Annotated in this window: 16 protein-coding genes; 12 read left to right on the top strand and 4 right to left on the bottom strand. The window is 71.9% G+C overall.

Annotated elements, in window-relative coordinates; genetic code table 11:
• Positions 1-20 precede the first annotated feature (20 nt).
• From ACWCSD_RS07060 to ACWCSD_RS07045, 4 genes are read right to left on the bottom strand one after another with little or no spacing between them, the layout of a single operon-like run.
• Positions 21-782 carry an SDR family NAD(P)-dependent oxidoreductase gene (locus tag ACWCSD_RS07060; protein ID WP_397161897.1) on the bottom strand — a complete coding sequence of 254 codons (762 nt, stop codon included), beginning with the start codon at positions 780-782 and terminating at the stop codon, positions 21-23.
• Positions 779-1,621, bottom strand: coding sequence for an amidohydrolase family protein (locus ACWCSD_RS07055; protein ID WP_352356029.1), 843 nt, complete (start codon positions 1,619-1,621; stop codon positions 779-781). The genes ACWCSD_RS07060 and ACWCSD_RS07055 overlap by 4 nt, the downstream gene beginning before the upstream one ends.
• Entirely contained in the window at positions 1,611-2,792 is a 1,182-nt protein-coding gene (locus ACWCSD_RS07050) for a mandelate racemase/muconate lactonizing enzyme family protein (RefSeq protein ID WP_449913491.1), read from the bottom strand. Before ACWCSD_RS07050 ends, ACWCSD_RS07055 begins: the two co-directional genes overlap by 11 nt.
• The gene (locus tag ACWCSD_RS07045) at positions 2,779-4,116 is read right to left on the bottom strand and encodes an aspartate aminotransferase family protein (protein ID WP_449913490.1); all 1,338 of its coding nucleotides are present in this window, start codon (positions 4,114-4,116) and stop codon (positions 2,779-2,781) included. The genes ACWCSD_RS07050 and ACWCSD_RS07045 overlap by 14 nt, the downstream gene beginning before the upstream one ends.
• Positions 4,117-4,277: 161 nt before the next feature.
• Between ACWCSD_RS07045 and ACWCSD_RS07040 the strand changes: the two genes are divergently transcribed.
• The 12 genes from ACWCSD_RS07040 (at position 4,278) to ACWCSD_RS06985 (ending at position 19,569) form a co-directional block, all read left to right on the top strand.
• Positions 4,278-5,075 carry an IclR family transcriptional regulator gene (locus ACWCSD_RS07040; RefSeq protein ID WP_397161899.1) on the top strand — a complete coding sequence of 266 codons (798 nt, stop codon included), beginning with the start codon at positions 4,278-4,280 and terminating at the stop codon, positions 5,073-5,075.
• Positions 5,076-5,250: 175 nt separating this feature from the next.
• Positions 5,251-7,200: a hypothetical protein gene (locus tag ACWCSD_RS07035; protein WP_449913489.1), complete on the top strand. Its 1,950-nt coding sequence runs from the start codon at positions 5,251-5,253 to the stop codon at positions 7,198-7,200.
• A gap of 12 nt (positions 7,201-7,212) precedes the next feature.
• On the top strand, positions 7,213-9,279 hold the full coding sequence (locus ACWCSD_RS07030; RefSeq protein WP_449913488.1) for a hypothetical protein: 2,067 nt from the start codon (positions 7,213-7,215) through the stop codon (positions 9,277-9,279).
• Complete coding sequence (locus tag ACWCSD_RS07025; RefSeq protein ID WP_397161902.1) at positions 9,280-10,500, top strand: Gfo/Idh/MocA family protein; 1,221 nt, start codon at positions 9,280-9,282, stop codon at positions 10,498-10,500.
• Between the two features lie 12 nt (positions 10,501-10,512).
• Complete coding sequence (locus ACWCSD_RS07020; protein ID WP_352356043.1) at positions 10,513-11,736, top strand: ABC transporter substrate-binding protein; 1,224 nt, start codon at positions 10,513-10,515, stop codon at positions 11,734-11,736.
• The gene (locus ACWCSD_RS07015) at positions 11,736-12,590 is read left to right on the top strand and encodes a carbohydrate ABC transporter permease (RefSeq protein ID WP_449913485.1); all 855 of its coding nucleotides are present in this window, start codon (positions 11,736-11,738) and stop codon (positions 12,588-12,590) included. The genes ACWCSD_RS07020 and ACWCSD_RS07015 overlap by 1 nt, the downstream gene beginning before the upstream one ends.
• Complete coding sequence (locus ACWCSD_RS07010; protein ID WP_358301166.1) at positions 12,587-13,432, top strand: carbohydrate ABC transporter permease; 846 nt, start codon at positions 12,587-12,589, stop codon at positions 13,430-13,432. The genes ACWCSD_RS07015 and ACWCSD_RS07010 overlap by 4 nt, the downstream gene beginning before the upstream one ends.
• Complete coding sequence (locus ACWCSD_RS07005) at positions 13,432-14,454, top strand: NAD-dependent epimerase/dehydratase family protein (RefSeq protein WP_449913482.1); 1,023 nt, start codon at positions 13,432-13,434, stop codon at positions 14,452-14,454. The genes ACWCSD_RS07010 and ACWCSD_RS07005 overlap by 1 nt, the downstream gene beginning before the upstream one ends.
• The gene (locus ACWCSD_RS07000; protein WP_449913480.1) at positions 14,454-15,458 is read left to right on the top strand and encodes a dihydrodipicolinate synthase family protein; all 1,005 of its coding nucleotides are present in this window, start codon (positions 14,454-14,456) and stop codon (positions 15,456-15,458) included. The genes ACWCSD_RS07005 and ACWCSD_RS07000 overlap by 1 nt, the downstream gene beginning before the upstream one ends.
• The gene (locus ACWCSD_RS06995) at positions 15,442-16,416 is read left to right on the top strand and encodes a hydroxyacid dehydrogenase (RefSeq protein WP_397161906.1); all 975 of its coding nucleotides are present in this window, start codon (positions 15,442-15,444) and stop codon (positions 16,414-16,416) included. Before ACWCSD_RS07000 ends, ACWCSD_RS06995 begins: the two co-directional genes overlap by 17 nt.
• Positions 16,413-17,270 (top strand): GNAT family N-acetyltransferase, encoded by an 858-nt coding sequence (locus tag ACWCSD_RS06990; protein WP_449913478.1) that lies wholly within the window; start codon positions 16,413-16,415, stop codon positions 17,268-17,270. The genes ACWCSD_RS06995 and ACWCSD_RS06990 overlap by 4 nt, the downstream gene beginning before the upstream one ends.
• 142 nt (positions 17,271-17,412) lie before the next feature.
• Complete coding sequence (locus tag ACWCSD_RS06985) at positions 17,413-19,569, top strand: alpha-L-fucosidase (RefSeq protein WP_449913476.1); 2,157 nt, start codon at positions 17,413-17,415, stop codon at positions 19,567-19,569.
• The last annotated feature ends 98 nt before the right edge of the window (positions 19,570-19,667 follow it).

Here is a 19,667-nt window from a genome sequence, read left to right as displayed (position 1 = left end):
AGCCCCGGCGACGCCGCAGGTCAGGAACCGGGCCGCAACGAGTTCCGGTACGGCGTCATGAACCGCGTCCTCGGCATCTGGTCGGCCAGCACGCCGCCGTCCACGACCAGGGTGGAGCCGGTGACGTAGCGGGCCGACTCCGAGACCAGGTACGCCACCGCGCCGGCCACGTCGTCCGGCCTGCCGTACCCGCCGCGCAGCGGGATGCGCTCCTCCCACGCCGCCTCGAAGGCCGCGCGGTCGAAGGGGAAGTCGCCGTCGATCGGAGTGGCGATCATGCCGGGCGCCACGGCGTTGACGGTGATGCCATGAGCGCCCAGCTCGGCGGCGAGCGAGCGGGTGATCAGCTCCAGGGCGCCCTTGGAGGCGTTGTAGTGGGCCAGCCCGGCTTCGGCCATGAGGCCGTTCTTGGAGGAGACGTTGACGATCCGCCCCCGCACGCCGTCGGCGATCATGTGCTCGGCCACCCGCTGGGCCAGGAAGAACGGCGCGTCGCAGTTGACCCGCATGACGGCCTGCCAGCCGGCCACGGTGATCTCGTTGAAGTGTTCGAGCCGGGCCACCCCGGCGTTGTTGACCAGGACGTGGATCGGCCCGTGGTCGCGGCGGACCGCGTCGGCCAGCCCGGCCAGGCCCTCGGTGTCGGCCAGGTCGAAGTCGTAGGCGCAGCCCGCGCCCGGCCGGTCGACGGTGATCACCCGGTAGCCGTCGGCCGTCAGGCGCGCGGCGATGGCCTGGCCGAGGCCCCTGGCGGCCCCGGTGACCACGGCCAGTTCGGTCATGACAGCCCCAGCAGGTCGAGCGACGGGCGGTGGATCAGCTTCTCGATCTCCTCCCGGTCCAGGGGCGGCAGACCGGGGATGCCGGGGACCGCGCCGACCGCCCGCAGCCCCGCCACCGAGGCGTCCACCGTGGTGAAGGGGTAGTCGCTGCCGAACAGCAGCTTGCCCCACACCCCGTAGTCCTGGGCCAGGCGCAGGCTGTGCCAGAGCTGGAAGGGGCGGTAGTGCAGGGCGGAGACGTCGGCGTAGACGTGGCGGTGCTTGCGGATCACCGCGATGCACTCGCCCTCGTACGGGTGGCCGAGGTGGGCCAGGACCATGCGCAGCTCGGGGTGCCTGATGGCGACCTCGTCCAGGTGCACCGGCAGCGCGTAGCGCAGGGGCGCGGCCGAGACGAACGTGGTCCCGGTGTGCACCAGCAGCGGCAGGCCGTGGCGGGCGGCGTAGGCGTACAGGTCGTCCAGCTCGGGCGCGGCCGGGTCGAAACCGGCGTACATCGGCATGAGCTTGATGCCGCGCAGCCCCAGGTCGCGGTGGCCGTGTTCGAGCTCGTCGCGCCAGCCGGGCTGGGTCGGGTCGAGCGACAGGTAGCCGATGAGCCGGTCGGGGTGCTCGCCGGCGTAGGCGGCCACGGCGGCGTCGTCCACCCACAGGCCCGACCGCCTGGCCTTGCCGCCCACCACGACGGTACGGGTGCCGGCGGGCGAGGTGGCGGCGTAGTCCGCCCAGCGCACGGTCAGGTCGACGTGACCGCCGTGCGCGCGGGCGGACTCGGCCGCGAACGGGTCGCCGACGTCGTCCGGGCAGCTGAACAGGTGGGAGTGGACGTCAACGATCACGCTTCTCCCAGCCCTCCTTGAACATGTTCCAGAACCGGTGGGACGGCGGGTGCTCGGCGAAGACCTCGTCGGCCAGCTCGACGCCGAGGCCGGGCCGCTCCGGCAGGCCGACGTGACCGTCGACCACCGGCAGCACGCCCTTCAGCGCGTCGAAGACGTACGGCTCCAGCATGCCGTCGAACGTCTCCAGGACCAGCAGGTTCGGCATGCCGAGCACGGCGTGCACGGAGGCCGTGGTGCACAGCGGGGAGTTGGAGTTGTGCGGGGCGACGAGCATGGCGTGCACGTCGGCCTGCGCGGCCAGCTTCCTGATCTCGGTGAAGCCGCCGGCCATCGACAGGTCGGGCTGGATGATGTCCACCGCGCCGGTGGCGAACAGCCGGGCGTACTCGTAGCGGTTGTGGAAGTGCTCGCCGCCGGAGATGGGCATGGCGGCGCGGGCGCGCAGCTCGGCGTAGCGCTCGATGTGCGTCCACGGCAGCGGCTCCTCGAACCAGCCGAGGTCGAACGGCTCCAGCTCGCGCACGAGCCGGACGGCGGTCGGCATCGCGAACCGGGCGTGCCCCTCGACGAACAGGTCGAGGTCGGGCACGGCCTCGCGGACCGCCGCGACGATGTCGACCGAGAGCCGCAGCTCGGCCCGGGACAACTCGCCCAGCCCGGCGCCGAACGGGTCGAACTTCAGCCCGGTGTAGCCGCGGGCCGCGACCTCCTTGGCCTTGGCCGCGAACGCCTGGGGGTCGCGTTCGCCGGTGTACCAGCCGTTGGCGTAGACCCGCACCCGGTCGCGGCAGGCGCCGCCGGTCAGCCGGTAGACGGGCACGCCCAGCGCCTTGCCCATGATGTCGTGGAGCGCCTGGTCGACGCCGGAGACGACGATGCCGCCGACGTCGCCGCCGCGCAGGAAGTCGCCCTGGTACATCCGCAGCCAGATCTCCTCGACGTCGAAGGGATCGGCCCCGATCAGATGGCGCTGGGCCATGGCCTCGGTCAGCGAGCAGGTCTCCCGGCCCCGGTAGGGGTGGGTGATCTCGCCGATGCCGCTCAGCCCTTCGTCGGTGTGGATGCGCACGTAGGAGAAGTCGCGCCAGGCGGTGCCCAGCGAGAGGGTCTCGACGCGGCTGATCCGGCCGGCGGGGCCGGCCGGGCGGCTGGTGTCAACGGTGAGCATCGGCGCCGCCCATGGTGCTGACGTCGGTCAGGTCGAGCACGTCGCCGCGGGCGAGCCTGGCCGCGGTGGCGGCCGCCTCCAGCAGGTGGTCGGCGTCGGCGTCGGTGTGGGCGTAGGAGACGTGGCTGCGCTTGAGGTTCAGTGGCAGCTCGAAGACGCCGTGCTCCAGCAGCCGGCGGCGGTACCCGATGAACATGTTGGCATCATTGCGCAGCAGGTCGTCGTAGGTGCGGGCGGGTCCGGTCATGAAATATCCGACGAAGACCGAGCCGTACCCGCTGACCAGCGCCGGGATGTCCAGCGAGGCGAACACCTCGGCCAGGCCGGTCCTGATCCGCTCGCCGAGGCGGAAGACGTGCTCGTGCACCGGCTCCTCGCGCAGCTTGCGCAGCGTGGCCAGGGCGGCCGCCACGACGGCGGGGTGGCCGTTGTAGGTGCCGGCGAAGAAGGCGGGGCCGCCCGGTCGCGAGCTGAACAGCTCCATGAGATCGGCGCGGCCTCCGAGCGCGCCCACCGGGTAGCCGTTCGCGATCGCCTTGCCCATGGTGGTGAGGTCGGGGGTGATCCCGCAGATCGCCTGCCAGCCGCCCAGGTGGTGGCGGAAGCCGGTGATGACCTCGTCGAAGATCAGCACGCTGCCCGCCCTGGTGCACTCGGCGCGCAGCGTCTGCAGGAACTCCTGCTCGGGCAGCAGGCAGCCGACGTTGTGCGGCACCGGCTCCAGGATGACGGCGGCGATGTCGTCGCCGTGCTCGGCGAACGCCCGGCGTACCGCCTCGGGGTCGTTGAACGGCAGGACCAGCGTGGCCTGCAGCACCTCGGGCAGGATGCCGGTCGAGATCGGGTCGTGGGTGCCGACCTTCTCCGGCGCGGAGATCACGTTGAGGCTGACCGCGTCGTGCCAGCCGTGGTAGCAACCCTGGAACTTGACCACGAGCCGGCGGCCGGTCGCGGCCCTGGCCACGCGCAGGGCGTGGAAGGTGGCCTCGCTGCCGGTGCTGGTCAGGAGCACCTTCTCCACGCTCGGCACGAGCTCTGCCAGCGTCTCGGCGAGCTCGACCTCGCCGGCCGTGACGCCCACGCCGCACAGGTCCACCGTGCGGCCGGCCTCGGCGACGGCCGCGCTGACGTCGGGGTCGTTGTGGCCGAGCAGCGGCGGGCCGAAGGCGGCGTGGTAGTCGACGAACTCCCGTCCTTGCGAGTCGCGGAAGCGGGCGCCGGCGGCATGGGTGATCACCAGGTCGGTGAGCCCGGGAATGCTGCGCTGCCCGCTGTTCACGCCGCCGGGGATGACCTGGCGTGCGCGCTCGGCTAGGTGCTTCAAATCTCTCTCCTCCGACGCGCCTCCCGGCCCGGCCCGGCCTGGGAAGCGCTGATCGTCCGCCACAAATTCCGAACAGTGTTTGGCAATACCGAACAGACGAGGGAGATTGAAACACGAGATTGGGTGGGGGTCAACGGTGAATTCCGCTAAGCTGTTCGGCTGTGACGAACACTGCTGCTGAGGAATCGCGATATTGGGTCCGCAGCGTCGCCCGCGCCGCCGAGGTGCTGGAGGTCCTGTCCCGCGTGGGGCCGGGTGGCGGCATGAGCGTGACCGAGGTCGCCGCGGCCTGCGGGCTGAGCAAGAGCGCCGCCTTCGCCACCCTCTACACGCTGCGCGGCTACAGCCTGGTCGCCGACGACGGCGAGGGCATGAACCGCCGCTACCGGCTGGGCATGGCGCTGTCCAGGCTGGGCGCCAGGGCCCAGGAGCAGCTCTCGCTGCGCGACGTGGCCCGCCCCGCGCTGGTCGCGCTCACCGAACGCACCGGGATGAACTCCAGGCTCGCGGTGCCCGAGGCCGGCCAGGCGGTCGTCGTCGACCAGGTGAGCAACGGCGAGCGCATCCAGGTCGACCTGCGGATGGGCACCAGGGAACTGCCCCACTGCACCGGGCTGGGCAAGGCGCTGCTGGCCGAGATGGACGACGAGGAGGTCGCCAGGGTCGTCGGCCACGTCGGCCTGCCGCGCCGCACCGGCAACACGATCACCGAGCTGCCGTTGCTGCTGGCCCACCTGAAGACGGTCAGGGAACTCGGCTACGCGGTCGACGACGAGGAGGACGCCGACGGCATCTTCTGCATCGGCAGCGCGCTGCGCGACCACACCGGCGCCTGCGTCGGCGCGATCAGCATCACCTCGCTCAAGCGCGACCTGCCCGCCTGGCGCTACCAGGAGCTCGGCCGGGAGGTGAGAGAGACGGCGGCGATGATCTCCCAGCATCTCGGGCATGCCACGTGACGGCTTGACAGATGCCTCATCCACTGTCTAGCGTCCTCGCCAATCGTTTCGGGCGAAGATCCGACTCCGAGCGCCGCGGCCCCCGGCGCCGGACGTCTGGCCGCAGCACCGCCGCCTGCCCGCCTTCGCACGTCGCCCGGCCTTCCCATCACCCCGCTCCCGAAGGCCTCCCCCCATGAACCATGTAGCCGACGTCGCGCGCCTTCTCGCGCTCGACGCCTCCCGACTCGCCGACGGCACGCTGCTGCGTGTCGCGGGCTATCACCGCGCCGGTGACGGCGGTGGCAAGCTCGTCCGCTGGGACGCGGCCGCCACCGCGCCCGCCAACGGCGGCACCGTGCTGGGCTCCGCGCCCAAGGGCCGCTGGATCCAGCTGCACGACGGCTGCCTCGACTTCCGCGCCTTCGGCGTCTTCGACGACAAGACCCCCGCCGACGACGCCCTGGAGGCCATGGTCGGCGACCCCGCCGTCTCCAGGATCGAGGCCCACACCGACCTCAACTTCGTCAAGCGCCACAAGTTCCAGCGCTCCGGCCTGGTGCTCGACTTCGGCGGCCACACCATGACCACCGCCGGCATCGAGAAGAACTCCCACGACAACCCCTTCGGCGCGGTCCTGTTCTTCCAGGGCGAGCGGACCGGGACCACCGTCACCGGCACGCTCACGGCCACGCTCCCCGACCTGGCCGACGTCTTCGAGGTCGACTCCCGGCAGTTCCAGGTCGGCCAGTGGTGGGCCGTGCAGGTCGACGCGCTGGCCGGCACGTACGAACGCGAGCTCCAGCGCCTGGTCCAGATCACCCAGGTCGTCGACGGCCGGCACGTCCGGGTCAACTACAAGAACGGCTGGGAGCTGGCCGCCGGCCGTACGCTGACCTGGACGCTGGTCCGGCCGGTCGAGCGCGTGCACGTGCGCGACCTGCGCTTCGAGGCGGCCCCGGGCGGCGACGAGTACACCGGCTCGCACCCGATCGCCTACGAGTACGCCGTCCACTGCGACGTCGAGGACGTGCACGCCACCGGCAGCTTCTGGCCGGTGATCATGCGACGCTGGTGCACCCACTTCCGCACCGAGCGCTGCAGCCTGAAGAACCCCCCGACCGTCATGTACGGCGGAGCCGGCTACCTGACCCAGCAGATCTACTGCCTGTACGGCCACGTCGCCGACTGCACCACCTCCAACGTCCGCCATCTCAACGACTTCACCGCCAGCGCCTACTGCACGGTCGAGAACTGCCACGGCGACGGCGACGACGAGGGCGGCAACCCCTTCACCACCCACGGCCAGTACGAGCACGACCTGGTCTTCACCGGCAACTCCGGCCTCATGGACATCGCCAACAGCGGCGCGCTCTGGGGCACCAGCGCCAAGCGCATCACCGTGCGCAAGCACCTGTGCTCGTGGTTCGTCGCCGGAACCAAGATCACCGACCTGACGCTGGAGGACGTCCGGGTGATCCCGCGCTCGACGTTCGACCCGGCGGGAACGCTCCAGGTGAACGCCGACGGCCTGCACATGCGCGGCTGCTCGGCCAAGACGGTGGCGATCGGCCAGCGGTCCAGCCGCTCCGGCCGGCCCAACGTCATCGAGGGCTGCTCCTTCGAGCTGCCGAAGGACCAGGTGCTGGTGCAGACGCCGGTGAGCAACGCGCTGCACTTCAAGGAGTGCGCCATCACCGGTCTCGACGGCGCCACCCTGCGCGGCTCCGGCCCCCTTCGCTTCACCGGCTGCGTCCTGAGCGGATCGGGCAAGGTCTCGGTGGGCTCGGCCGACGTCGTGATCAGCGGCGGCCGGCTCGACGGCGTGCGCGTCGAGCTGAGCGCCGTGCGCGACCAGCGGCTGCGCCTGGAGGGCGTCACGCTGGAGAACGCCGCGCTCGGCCGGGCCGCCGGTCCGGGCGTCCTGACCTGGGAACTGGCCGCCTGCACGGCCACCGGCACCCGCGTCGAGCCGGCCACCGGCGACAACCGCTGGCGCGCCACCGGCTCCCGGTTCACCGGCGGCCGGCTCGACCTGACCGCCACCACCGTCCTGGTGCACACCGGCTGCACCGAGGAGGGCGTCGAGCGCGCCTTCCCGCCCGCCGGCCCCCGCGTCCTCATCGCCGACACCCTCGCACTGTAAGGAACCACCCCCATGGAACGTCGTGACATCCTGCGCGTCACCGGTTTAGCGGCTGTCGGCACCGTCCTGATGGCCAAGCCCGCGCTCGCCGAGCCGGACAAGAAGCCCAAGGACGAGGTGCAGGCGGTCGCCACCGTGGCCGAGCTGCTCGCCTTCGAGGCCGCCAAACTGGCGGACGGCACGCTGGCGCAGGTCGCGGGCTATCTCAAGCCGGGCGACGGCGGCGGCAAGCTCGTCCGCTGGGACGCGGCCGCCACCGCGCCCGCCAACGGCGGCACCGTGCTCGGCTCCGCGCCCAAGGGCCGCTGGATCCAGCTGCACGACGGCTGCCTCGACTTCCGCGCCTTCGGCGTCTTCGACGACAAGACCCCCGCCGACGACGCCCTGGAGGCCATGGTCGGCGACCCCGCCGTCTCCAGGATCGAGGCCCACACCGACCTCAACTTCGTCAAGCGCCACAAGTTCCAGCGCTCGGACCTGGTGCTCGACTTCGGCGGCCACACGATGCGCACCGCCGGCATCGAGAAGGCGGGCCAGGACGACCCGTTCGCGGCGGTGATGTTCTTCCGCGGCAAGGTCACCGCCACCACGGTCAGCCACAAGCTGAGCGCCCCGGTGCCCGACCTGTCGGACGTCTTCGAGGTCGCCGACTCCGCCGCCTTCAAGGTCGGGCAGTGGTGGAGCGCCGAGGTCAACGCGCTGTCCGGCCGCTGGGAGCGCGAGCTGCAGAAGCTGGTCGAGGTCACCCAGATCGTCGACGGCACGCACATCCGGGTCAACTACAAGAACGGCTGGGAGCTGGCCGCCGGCCGCACGATCACCTGGACCCTGGTCGAGCCGGTCGAGCGCGTGCACGTGCGCAACCTGCGCTTCGAGGGCGTCGCGGACGGCGACCAGTACACCGGCTCGCACCCGCTGGCCTACGAGTACGCCGTCCACTGCGACGTCGAGGGCATCCACGGCACGGGCACGTTCTGGCCGCTGATCATGCGGCGCTGGGCCACCCACTTCCGCACCGAACGCTGCACGCTGAAGAACCCCGCCAGCGTGACCTGGGGCGGGGCGGGCTACCTGACCCAGCAGATCTACTGCCTGTACGGCCACGTCCGCGACTGCCACACGGCCAACGCCCGGCACCTGAACGACTTCACCGCCAGCGCCTACTGCTACGTGGAGAACTGCCACGGCGACGGCGACGACCAGGGCCCGTTCGTCACCCACGGCCAGTACGAGCACGACCTGACCTACACCGGCAACTCCGGCCTGATGACCTTCGCCAACTCCGGCGCGGCCTGGGGCTCGGCGGCCAAGCGCATCACGGTGCGCAAGCACGTCTGCTCGTGGTTCGTGGCCCGGGTGAAGGTCACCGACCTGACGCTGGAGGACCTCCAGGTCATCGGCAAGCCGTCGCTGGAGGGCTCGGGCATGATCTGGGTCAACGCCGACGGCGTGCAGATGCGCGGCTGCTCGGCCAGCCACACGCTGATCGTCTCCCAGCAGTCGAAGGTGTCGCGGCGGCCCAACATCATCGAGGGCTGCGTCTTCAACGTCCCGGCCAAGAGCGAGATCGTCCAGGCGAACGTGACCGCGCCGCTGCACGTCAGCCGCACCACCTTCCACGGCCTGAACGGCAACGCCTTCAACGGCGCGGACCTGCGCCTGTCCGGCTCGACGCTGAACGGCGCCGAGGGCGCGGCCCCGCTGGTCCTGGCCGGTTCGGTGGCGCTGACCGGCTGCACGGTGAAGAACGTGGGCCTGGCCGCCGCCGGCAAGGCCGACCAGCGCATCCGCCTCGACGGCGGCACCGAGCTGGCCGAGGCCGGGCTGTCGCGGGTGGAGGCCGCCGGGCTGGTCTCCTGGCAGCTGGCCGGGGTCCGCAGCCAGAACGCCGGAGCCCACGTCCAGCTCGACGCCGGCCGGAACCGCTACGCGGCGACCGGCTGCCAGTTCGGCGGCGGCCGCCTGTCGATCAAGGCCTTCGAGGTGGTCCAGCACACGGGCAACGTCGAGGAGGGCGTCGCCAGGGAGCTGCCGGCTGACGGCCCGAAGGTCCTTACATCAGGAAATCTGGTGATTTAGGTGCGAAAAATAACGCTGGCGGTCGCGGGAGCGGGCAACCGGGGGCAGACCTACGCCTCCTGGATCGCCGCGCACCCCGATCGCGCGGAGCTGGTCGCCGTGGCCGACCCCGACCCCGCCCGCCGGGCCAGGCTGGCCGGCCCCGGCGTGCGCGAGTTCGGCGACTGGCGCGACCTGCTGCGCGAGCGGGTGGCCGACGCCGTCGTCCTGGCCACCCAGGACCGCCTGCACGTCGAGCCCGCCATCGCCCTGGCGCGGGCGGGCTACGCGCTGCTCGTCGAGAAGCCCATGGCGCCGACCGAGGAGGAGTGCCGCGAGATCGTCTCGGCCGTCGGCGAGACCGGCGTGCTGCTCGCCGTCTGCCACGTGCTGCGCTACACGCCCTACACCGCGCTGGTGAAGGAGACCGTGGACAGCGGCGTGCTCGGCGAGGTCATGAGCGTCGAGCACCTGGAGCCGGTCGGCTGGTGGCACCAGGCCCACTCCTACGTGCGCGGCCCCTGGCGCAGCGAGCGCCTGGCCAGCCCGATGCTGCTGGCCAAGTCCTCCCACGACCTCGACTGGCTGACCTACGTCACCGGGCTCAGGATCGAGCAGGTCGCCAGCTTCGGCTCGCTCGGCCACTTCAGGCCCGAGCGGCGCCCGGAGCAGGCCGCCGACCGCTGCCTCGACTGCGTCCTGGAGCCCCGGTGCCCGTACTCGGCTCCCCGGCTGTACCTGGACCGCGGCTACGACTGGCCGACCAGCGTCCTCGGCGAGAACGAGGAGCAGGTCATGGACGCCCTGCGCACCGGCCCGTACGGCAGGTGCGTCTACGCCTGCGACAACGACGTGGTCGACCACCAGGTGCTCGCCATGCAGCTGACCGGCGGCGCGACCGCGACCTTCACCATGACCGCCTTCACCGAGCAGACCCACCGCCAGACCAGGATCTTCGGCACCCACGGGCGGCTGATCGGCGACGGCGAGTCGGTCGAGGTCCTCGACTTCCGCGACGGCCGCAGCAGCCGGCGCAGCGTCGCCGAGACCGGCTCGAACGCCGGCGACGGCCACGGCGGCGGCGACGACGGCGTGATGGACGCCTTCGTCACCGCGCTGGCCACCGGCGACCCCGCACACGTGCGCTCGGGCCCCACCGAGTCGCTCCACAGCCACCTCGCGGTCTTCGCCGCCGAGAAGGCCCGGCACAGCGGCACGGTCGTCACCGTGCCCGCATTCTAGGAAGGAACCATCATGCGACTGCGCGCGCTGGCCGCCGCTGCGGCCGCCCTCGGCACGCTGACCGCCTGCGGCGGCGGCTCCGGAGGCGACGAGAAGCAGACCGTGACCATGTGGATCTACCCGAACATCGCCGACCAGCCCAAGCACCAGGCGTTCTGGGACGAGCAGACCAAGGCGTTCGAGGCGGCCAACCCGAACATCGACGTCAAGGTCGAGATCTACCCGTGGGCCAAGCGCGACGAGGCGCTGTCCACGGCGATCGCCGGCAACAAGGCGCCCGACGTGGTCTACCTCATCCCCGACCAGCTCCCCAAGTACGCCAGGACGCTGGAGCCGGTGGACGCCTACCTCGCCGACAAGGCCGACTACCGGGACAACGCCCTGAAGTCGGTCACCATCGACGGCAAGGTCATGGGCGCGCCGATCCTCATGTCGGCCAACCCGCTGGTCTGCAACCAGAAGGCGTTCGACGCCGCCGGCGTCACCGAGTTCCCCAAGACCTGGGACGACGTGCTCGCCCTGGCCCCGAAGTTCAAGGCCAAGGACGTCGACGTCACCAACTACTGGGCCGACCCCGCCGCCACCCTCAACCAGTCGTTCTACCCGCTGCTGTGGCAGGCGGGCGGCGACGTGTTCAGCCCCGACGGCAAGTCGGCGGCCTTCGGCGGCGCCGAGGGCGTCAAGGCGCTGACCTTCCTGAAGAAGCTGGCCGACGGCGGCTACGTGGAGAAGGACCTGCTGACCGGGCTGCCCAAGTTCGAGCAGACCAGGACCGCGCAGAACAAGGTGGCCTGCACCTGGCAGCAGCTGCCCGCCGACGTCGAGTCGTTCTGGGGCAAGGAGAACATCAAGGTCCTGCCGCCGCTGACCGACGCCAAGCAGGTCGCCTACGGCACGGTCGGCTCGCTGGCCCTGCTCAAGGCGTCCGACCACAAGGAGGCGGCGGGCAAGTGGATCGGCTTCGCCACCGGCGCCGCCCCGAGCAAGGCCTACGACCTGGCCTCGGGCTACTTCTCCCCGCGCAAGTCCACCGGCTCGCTGTACGCGGCCGACCCGGTGCAGGCCGAGGTGGAGAAGGCGCTCGACCTGACCACGGCCGGGCCGCTGCACGAGAAGGCGCGTGACGTGATGGGCGTCCTGGCTCCCGAGATCCAGGCCGCGCTGATCGGCAAGAAGACGCCCGAGCAGGCGCTCGCCGACGCGGCCAAGGCCGCGGACGCGCTGCTGGGTGGCTGATGGCGGCGATCGACGTCAGGCGGTGGGAGGCGCGGACCGGACTGCTGTTCGTCCTGCCGTGCCTCCTGCTCTTCCTGCTGTTCCGGTTCGGCCCGTCCGTCGCCGGGGTGCTGCTGGGGTTCTTCGACTCCTCCATCGGCGCCAGCCCGGAGTGGACCGGCGTGGACAACTACCGGCGGATGGCCGCCGACCCCGTCTTCTGGGAGTCGCTGCGCATCACGCTGATCTACACGATCCTGTACGTGCCGGCGTCGATGGCCGCCTCGGTGGGCATGGCGCTGCTGGTGCGCCGCGCCTTCCGCGGGGCGGCCTTCTTCCGCTCGGTCTTCTTCCTGCCCGTCGTCACCAGCCTGGTCCTGGCCGGGACGGTCTTCACCTGGCTGTTCTCCTCCGAGGGGCCGATCACCAAGCTCACCGGACAGTCCTGGCTGGCCTCCACCACGCTGGTCATCCCGGCCCTGGTGATCGTCTCGGTCTGGTCCAGGTTCGGGTACGGCATGCTGATCGTCCTGGCCCGGCTGCAGGACCTGCCGCGGGAGCTGGAGGAGGCCGCGCTCACCGACGGCGCCTCCACCTGGCAGCGGTTCCGCTACATCGTGGCGCCGCAGCTGCGCCCGGCGCTGTTCTTCGTCGCCGTGATCGAGACGACGAACTCCTTCCAGGTGTTCGACCTGGTCTACGTGATGACCGGCGGCGGCCCGGCGCACGGCAGCTTCACGCTGGTCATGGCCCTGTACGAGCAGGCGTTCAAGAACTTCGACTTCGGCTACGCCAGCGCCATCGGCGTCGCGCTGTTCGTCATGACCCTCGTGGTCGCGCTGGTCCAGCGCCTGGTGATCGGGAGGTCGAAGTGACGACATACCGCCCGTACAAGGCGCTGGAGCCGACCAGGGGCGGCAAGGTGGCCAGGTTCGTCCTGCTGGCCGTCGCCACGCCGGTCACGTTGTTCCCGTTCTACGCGATGGTCGTGCTGTCGCTGAAGCCGGGCACGGCCGTGACGTTCCCGGAGAGCATGCTGCCCTGGCCGGTCGACTTCAGCGCCTACGGCGAGGTGCTGGGCGGCCGCGACCTGGTCACCTGGACGGTCAACACGCTCATCTACTCCGTGGTCAGCGTGGTGGCCGTGCTGCTGCTGGCCTCGCTGGCCGGATACGCCTTCGCCAAGAAACGGTTCCCCGGCCGCGAGCCCATGTTCTGGTCGTTCCTGGCCATGGTCATGGTGCCCTACCACGTGACGCTCATCCCGACCTTCATGCTCATCGCCGAGCTGGGCGGGGTGGACACGTACTGGGGGCTGATCCTGCCGACGCTCGCCAACGCGCAGGCGGTCTTCCTCATGCGGCAGTTCATCATGGGCCTGCCGGACGAGCTGTTCGAGGCGGCCCGGCTCGACGGCGCCTCCGAATGGCGGATCTTCATCAGGATCGTCCTGCCGTTGTGCAAGCCGATCCTGGCCACGCTGGGCGTCTTCGTCTTCCTGTGGCACTGGAACGACCTGCTCTGGCCGCTCATCATCGGCGGCGGCGCCGACATGCGCACCCTGACCGTGGGCATCGCCTCCCTGCAGACGGAGAACGTCCCGCTCAGCGTCGTGCTGGCCGGGGCCACGGTCGCGTTCGTACCGATCTTCGCCGCCTACCTGGTCGGCCAGCGTTATTTCACCGAAGGAGTCACGATGTCGGGGATCAAGGGTTGATGTTCACCTCCGTCGACGATCTGGAAGAGCACCTCACCCGTCCGTCCGAGTCGCTCGTCGCCGACCTCGCCGCCGGCTCCGGCGACCTGGTCGTGCTGGGCGCCGGGGGCAAGATGGGGCCCACGTTGTGCCGCCTGGCCCGGCGCGGCCTGGACGCCGCCGGTCGCGACGCCGACCGCGTCTTCGCCGTCTCCCGGTGGTCCGACCGCGCGGCGGCCGGCGCCCTCGCCGCGCACGGCGTGGACGTCGTCCCCTTCGACCTGCTCGACGGCGACCTGGGCACGCTGCCCGACGCCGCGGACGTGGTCTTCATGGTCGGGGCGAAGTTCGGCACGTCCGCCGCGCCGTACCTGGCCTGGGTCGTCAACGCGGCCCTGCCCGCCCGCGTCGCCGAGCGGTACGGCGGTGCGCGCGTCGCCGCGCTGTCCACGGGCAACGTCTACCCGCTGGTGCCGCTGTCGTCCGGCGGCAGCGTCGAGGGCGACCCGGTCGGGCCGGTGGGCGAGTACGCGATGAGCTGCCTCGGCCGCGAGCGCGTCTTCGAGCACGCGGCCGCCGCCCGCGGCACGGCGGTGACGATCGTCCGCCTCAACTACGCCGTGGACCTGCGGTACGGCGTGCTGGCCGACATCGGGCAGCGGGTGCTGTCCGGCGCTCCGGTGGACGTGACGACCGGGCACGTCAACGTGGTCTGGCAGGGCTACGCCAACGAGGTCGTGCTGCGCTCGCTGGCCCACGCGACGGCGGGCACGCCGTTCACGCTGAACCTGACCGGCCCCGAGACCGCCTCGGTGCGCCGGGTGGCCGCCGCCTTCGGCGCGCGCCTCGGCACGCCGGTGTCCTTCGAGGGCGCGGAGGCCGCGACGGCGCTGCTGAACGACGCCACGCTGTGCCACCGCCTGTTCGGCTACCCCAACGTGCCGCTGGGCACGCTGGTCGACTGGCAGGCCGACTGGCTGGCCGCCGGGCTGCCGACGTCGGGCAAGCCCACCAAGTTCGCCGTACGAGACGGGAGATTCTGATGCCCACGCCGAACCCCGCGCTGTCGCGCCTGCGGGCGGGGACCGTCATCCCCGCCCACCCGCTGGCGCTCACCGCGGACCGGACGCTGGACGAGCGCCGCCAGGCCGCGCTCACCCGGTACTACCTGGCGGCGGGGGCCGGCGGCCTGGCCGTGGGCGTGCACACGACCCAGTTCGAGATCCGCGGGGCCGGGCTGCTGGAGCCGGTCCTCCGGCTGGCCGCCGACGTCGCCCGGGAGTCCGCCCGGGAGCGGCCGGTGCTGGTCGCCGGGGCGTGCGGACCGACCGCGCAGGCGGTGGCCGAGGCCGAGCTGGCCGCCTCGCTCGGGTACGACGCCGTGCTGCTCTCGCCCGTCGTGCCCGGCGCGTCCGAGGACGACCTGCTGGCGCGGGCGCGGGCCGTGGGCGAGGTGCTGCCGGTCGTCGGCTTCTACCTCCAGGCGGCGATCGGCGGGCCGGTGTTGTCGCGCGGCTTCTGGCGGGCCCTGGCCGACCAGCCCTCCACGGTCGCGGTGAAGGTGGCGGCGTTCGACCGCTACCGCTCGCTGGACGTGGCGCACGGCGTGGCCGCCTCCGACCGGGCCGACCAGGTCGCCCTCTACACGGGCAACGACGACCACATCATCGGCGACCTGCTGGCCGAGCTGCCCGGCGGCCTGCGCTTCGCCGGCGGCCTGCTCGGCCAGTGGGCGGTGTGGACGCGGGCGGCGGTGGAGATGGTCGACGGTCTGCGCGACGACCCGGCGCGGTGGTGGGGCCGGGCCACGGCGCTCACCGACGCCAACGCCGCCGTCTTCGACAGCGCAAACGCCTTCGCCGGCTGCATCGCCGGCGTGCACGAGGTGCTGCGCAGACAGGGCCTGCTGGCCGGCACCTGGTGCCTCGACCCGGACGAGGGCCTCTCCCCCGGCCAGGCCGAGGAGCTGACCCGGGTCAGCGCCGCCTACCCGTGGCTGACCGACGACGACTTCGTGGCGGAGCACCGCGATGCCTGGCTCGGCTGACTCCGCCGTGCGCGTCCTGGTCAGCGTGCCGCCGCCGCTGCGCGCGCAGTTCTTCCCCGACCCCGCCGCCCTGCTGGCCCTGGGGGACGTGCGGCTGCTCGACGACCACCGCGCGCTGCCCGAGGCGCTGCCCGGCACCGAGGTTCTGGTGACCTCCTGGGGGGTGCCGCCGCTGACCGCCGAGCTGCTCGACCGGGCGCCGGGGCTGCGGCTGGTCGCGCACACCGGAGCGACGGTCAAGCCGTTCGTCACCGGCGAGCTGTGGGCGCGGGGCGTCCGGGTGACGCAGGCGGGCGCGGCCATGGCCCGGTCGGTGGCCGAGGTGGCGCTGACGTTCACGCTGGCGCTGCTGCACCAGGTGCACCGCTTCGACCACGCCCTGCGCGGCGGCCGGCCGTGGGAGGCGGCCGAGCGGGCGCCGGCCAGGCGGGAGATCCTCGGCTGCCCGATCGGCGTCATCGGCGCCTCCAGGACCGGCCGGGCCTACCTCGACCTCGTCCGCGCGCTCGGCGCCGAGGTCGCTGTCGCCGACCCGTACCACGAGGGCGCCGTGGAGCTGGACGAGCTGCTGTCCACCAGCCGGATCGTGGCCGTGCACGCCCCGGCGCTGCCGGAGACGCGCCACCTGCTCGGGGCGCGGGAGCTGGCGCTGATGCCCGACGGCGCCGGGCTGGTCAACACCGCCAGGTCGTGGCTGGTGGACGAGGCCGCCCTGCTGGCCGAGCTGCGTCCGGGACGGCTGGACGCGGCGATCGACGTCTTCGACGAGGAGCCGCTGCCGGTCGGGCACCCGTTCCGCGCGCTGCCGAACGTGCTGCTCACCCCGCACCAGGCGGCCGGCACCGATTCGGGGCGGGCCCGTCAGGGCCGGGTGGTGGTCGAGGAGATCGCCCGGTACGCCGGCGGCCTCCCGCTGGCGCACGAGGTGACGCCGGAGCTGCTGGGGAGGATGGGATGACGTCCCTGCGCACCGCCTGTCCGGGCGACCGGGAGGCGCTCTACGCGCTGTGGGCCGCCTGCTTCGACGCCCCGCACGTGGTGCCCCTGTACGAGACCGACCCCGGCCGGTACGGCCGGACGTTCGTGACCGGCGACGTGTCGGCCTGCGTGTACTACCTGCCGCGCCGGCTGCACGACGGCCTGGGCGGCGAGGTACGGATAGGGGGCGTGGCCAACGTCGCCGCCCATCCGTCGGTCCGCGGGCGCGGGCACGTCCGGCGGCTGCTGGCGCTGGCGGCCGAGGCGATGGCGGCCGACGGCTGCGCCTGGTCGTTGCTGTTCACCGGCACGCCGGGGGTCTACAAGGACTGGACCGGCTTCGAGCTGCGGACGGTGTCCGGCCCGTTGCGCCGGACCGGCCCGGCCGGGCGGGGGCTGCGCAGGATCCCCGCCGGCGAGGCGGCGGTGCTGCGGGAGGTGTACGAGCGGCACAACGCGCGGCGTCCGCTGACCGCCGTGCGCGACGAGGCGCACTGGCGGGACCGGCTGCCGATCTGGTACGGCGACCCGGTCGAGCTGCTGGCCGGGGACGCCGGGTACGCCGCCGTGCGCTGGGACGGCGGCGTCCTCGACGTGCTGGAGGTGGCCGGGGACCTGCCCGGGGTGCTCTCCGCGCTGGCCGCCGAGGCGGCGGTCCGGGGCGTCCGTACCGGCAGGGCCAGGCTGACCTGGGACGAGCCGGCTCTGCCGCACCTGTTCGCGAGCGTCGTCCGGGAGCGGGACCGCACGGGGATGGCCCGCGCGATCCTGGGCGACCCGGGCCCCGTGGTGGGCGCGGAGAACGCCGCTCACTGGCCGGCGGACTACTTCTGACAGCTGCGCCTCCCCGAGCAGACATCGGATGAATCTCCGCGCAGCTCTTGCCGAGAGATCAAAGATCGGGCTACCTTTCCTCCAATCTCTTCACCGCTTTGGAGTGGACATGGCCCGCTTACGTCGACTTCTCGCCGTCTCCATGCTCAGTATCATCGGATGTCTTCCCGCTCCTGCTCAGGCCGCCACGGACGGCCCCTACGAGCCGACCGTCGAATCCCTGAACAGTCACCCGACCCCTAAGTGGTTCAACAACGACAAGTTCGGCATCTTCCTCCATTGGGGGGCGTACTCCGTCCCGGCCTGGGGCCCGCGCGGCAGTTACGCCGAGTGGTACTGGTACTACATGAACTCCCCCGGGAACGCGACCAACAGCTACCACCGGGACACCTACGGGCCGGACTTCGCCTACGACCGCTTCGCCGAGCAGTGGAAGGCCGAGAAGTTCGACGCCGCCGACTGGGTCAAGCTCTTCAACGACGCCGGGGCCAAGTACTTCGTCCTCACCTCCAAGCACCACGAGGGCGTCGCCCTGTGGGACAGCAAGGTGAGCGAGCGCGACACCATGGCGATGGGCCCGAAGCGTGACCTGGCCAAGGAGCTGTTCACCGCGGCCCGCGCCGACGGGAAGCTGCGCGCGGGCTTCTACTACTCGCTCATGGAGTGGTACAACCCGCTGTTCACCGGCCACCCGGCGACCAACCCGTACACCGGCCAGCCGGTGCCCTACACCGGGGCTCCGCAGAGCGGCGACTACGTCAAGGACTACATGCTCCCGCAGATGCGCGAGCTGATCGACGGCTACGACCCCGACATCCTGTGGTGCGACGGCCAGTGGGACCGCTCGGCCGCCCAGTGGCAGACCGCGGGGGTGATCGCCGACTACTACAACAAGGCGGCGAAGAAGGGCAAGGAGGTCGCGGTCGCCAACCGGTGCAAGATCGAGAGCGGCGCGCTGGAGAGCCACGAGCTGGACTTCCAGACGCCCGAGTACTCCGTCAAGCCGGACATCGACCCCGTCAAGTGGGAGGCCAGCCGCGGCATCGCGCACTCCTACGGCTACAACCAGAACGAGCCCATCGAGGACTACCTGACCTCCGACCAGCTCGTGGACTCCTTCGTGGACATCGTCAGCAAGAACGGCAACCTGCTGCTGGACGTGGGCCCGAAGGCCGACGGCACCATCCCCGACGTGCAGCGGGAACGGCTGCTGGACATGGGCTCCTGGCTGAAGGTCAACGGCGAGGCCATGTACGGCACCACGTACTGGACGCGCGCCGAGGAGAAGGGCGGCCCGGACGACGTCCGGTACACCGTCAAGGACGGCGTCCTCTACGCGACGGCGCTGAAGTGGCCGGGCGAGCGGCTCACGCTGGGCGCGGACGTGCCGGCGGGCCCCGGGACGCGGATCACGCTGCTCGGCTCCGACGCCGGCCCGCTGCCGTGGCAGCGCGACGAGCAGGGCCGGGTGGTCGTCACCACGCCCGCCGAGACCGGGCAGTACGCCTACTCGTTCAAGATCGAGACGCCCGGTGTGACGGCCCTGCCGCGCTTCGGCACCGACCTGCCCGAGCAGGCGCAGGCCGGTGAGACCCTCACCGGCAAGGTGACCGTCACCAACCCCGGCTCCGCGCCGCTGCGCGCGGCCTCGCTGACCCTCGCCGCGCCCGACGGCTGGACGGTGACCCCGGCCAGCACCCGGATCGGCCACCTGGCCGCCGGGGCGAGCACCGAGGTGCCCGTCACCGTGACCGTGCCGTCCGGGGCCGAGCCCGCCGCGCTCGGGATCCAGGCGACGCTCAAGTCCGGACGGCTGCGCGCGGCGTACCGGCTCCCCGTCTCGGTGGTGCTGCCGAACCTGGCCCAGGGCAAGCCGGCCACCCAGCAGAGCACCGGCTACGACGCCCCGGCCGCGCGGGCCGTGGACGGCAACACCGACGGCGGCTTCTGGAACGGCTCGGTCACCCACACCCAGGAACCGGCCAGGGAAGCCTGGTGGCAGGTCGATCTGGGGGCCTCGGCCAGCCTGGACAGCGTGGAGATCTGGAACCGCACCGACTGCTGCGCCGAACGGTTGCGGGACTACTGGGTGATGTCCTCCGAGCAGCCGATCACCGCCGACGGCCTGGAGGCGGCCCGCACGACGCCGGGCGTGACCGCCGTGCACGTGCAGGAACAGGCCGGCCGGCCCAGCACGGTCAAACTGCCCGCCGGCGCCACCGGCCGGCACGTGCGCATCCAGCTCTCCTCCGGCACCGACCCGCTCGCCCTGGCGGAGGTGCGGGTGAGAGGCCGCTAACGCCAATGCCGGGAAGTTAAGACGGCTGGCGGTCGAGTCAAGGTGTTCGGCCGAACCTGGGACATGAGAACGGAGATCCAGTAGAACGGGTGATCTTC

The sequence above is a fragment of the Nonomuraea sp. NPDC001684 genome, assembly GCF_053596515.1.
Note: the sequence above shows the minus strand (reverse complement) of the source record. Positions and strands in the feature narration are given on the sequence as shown.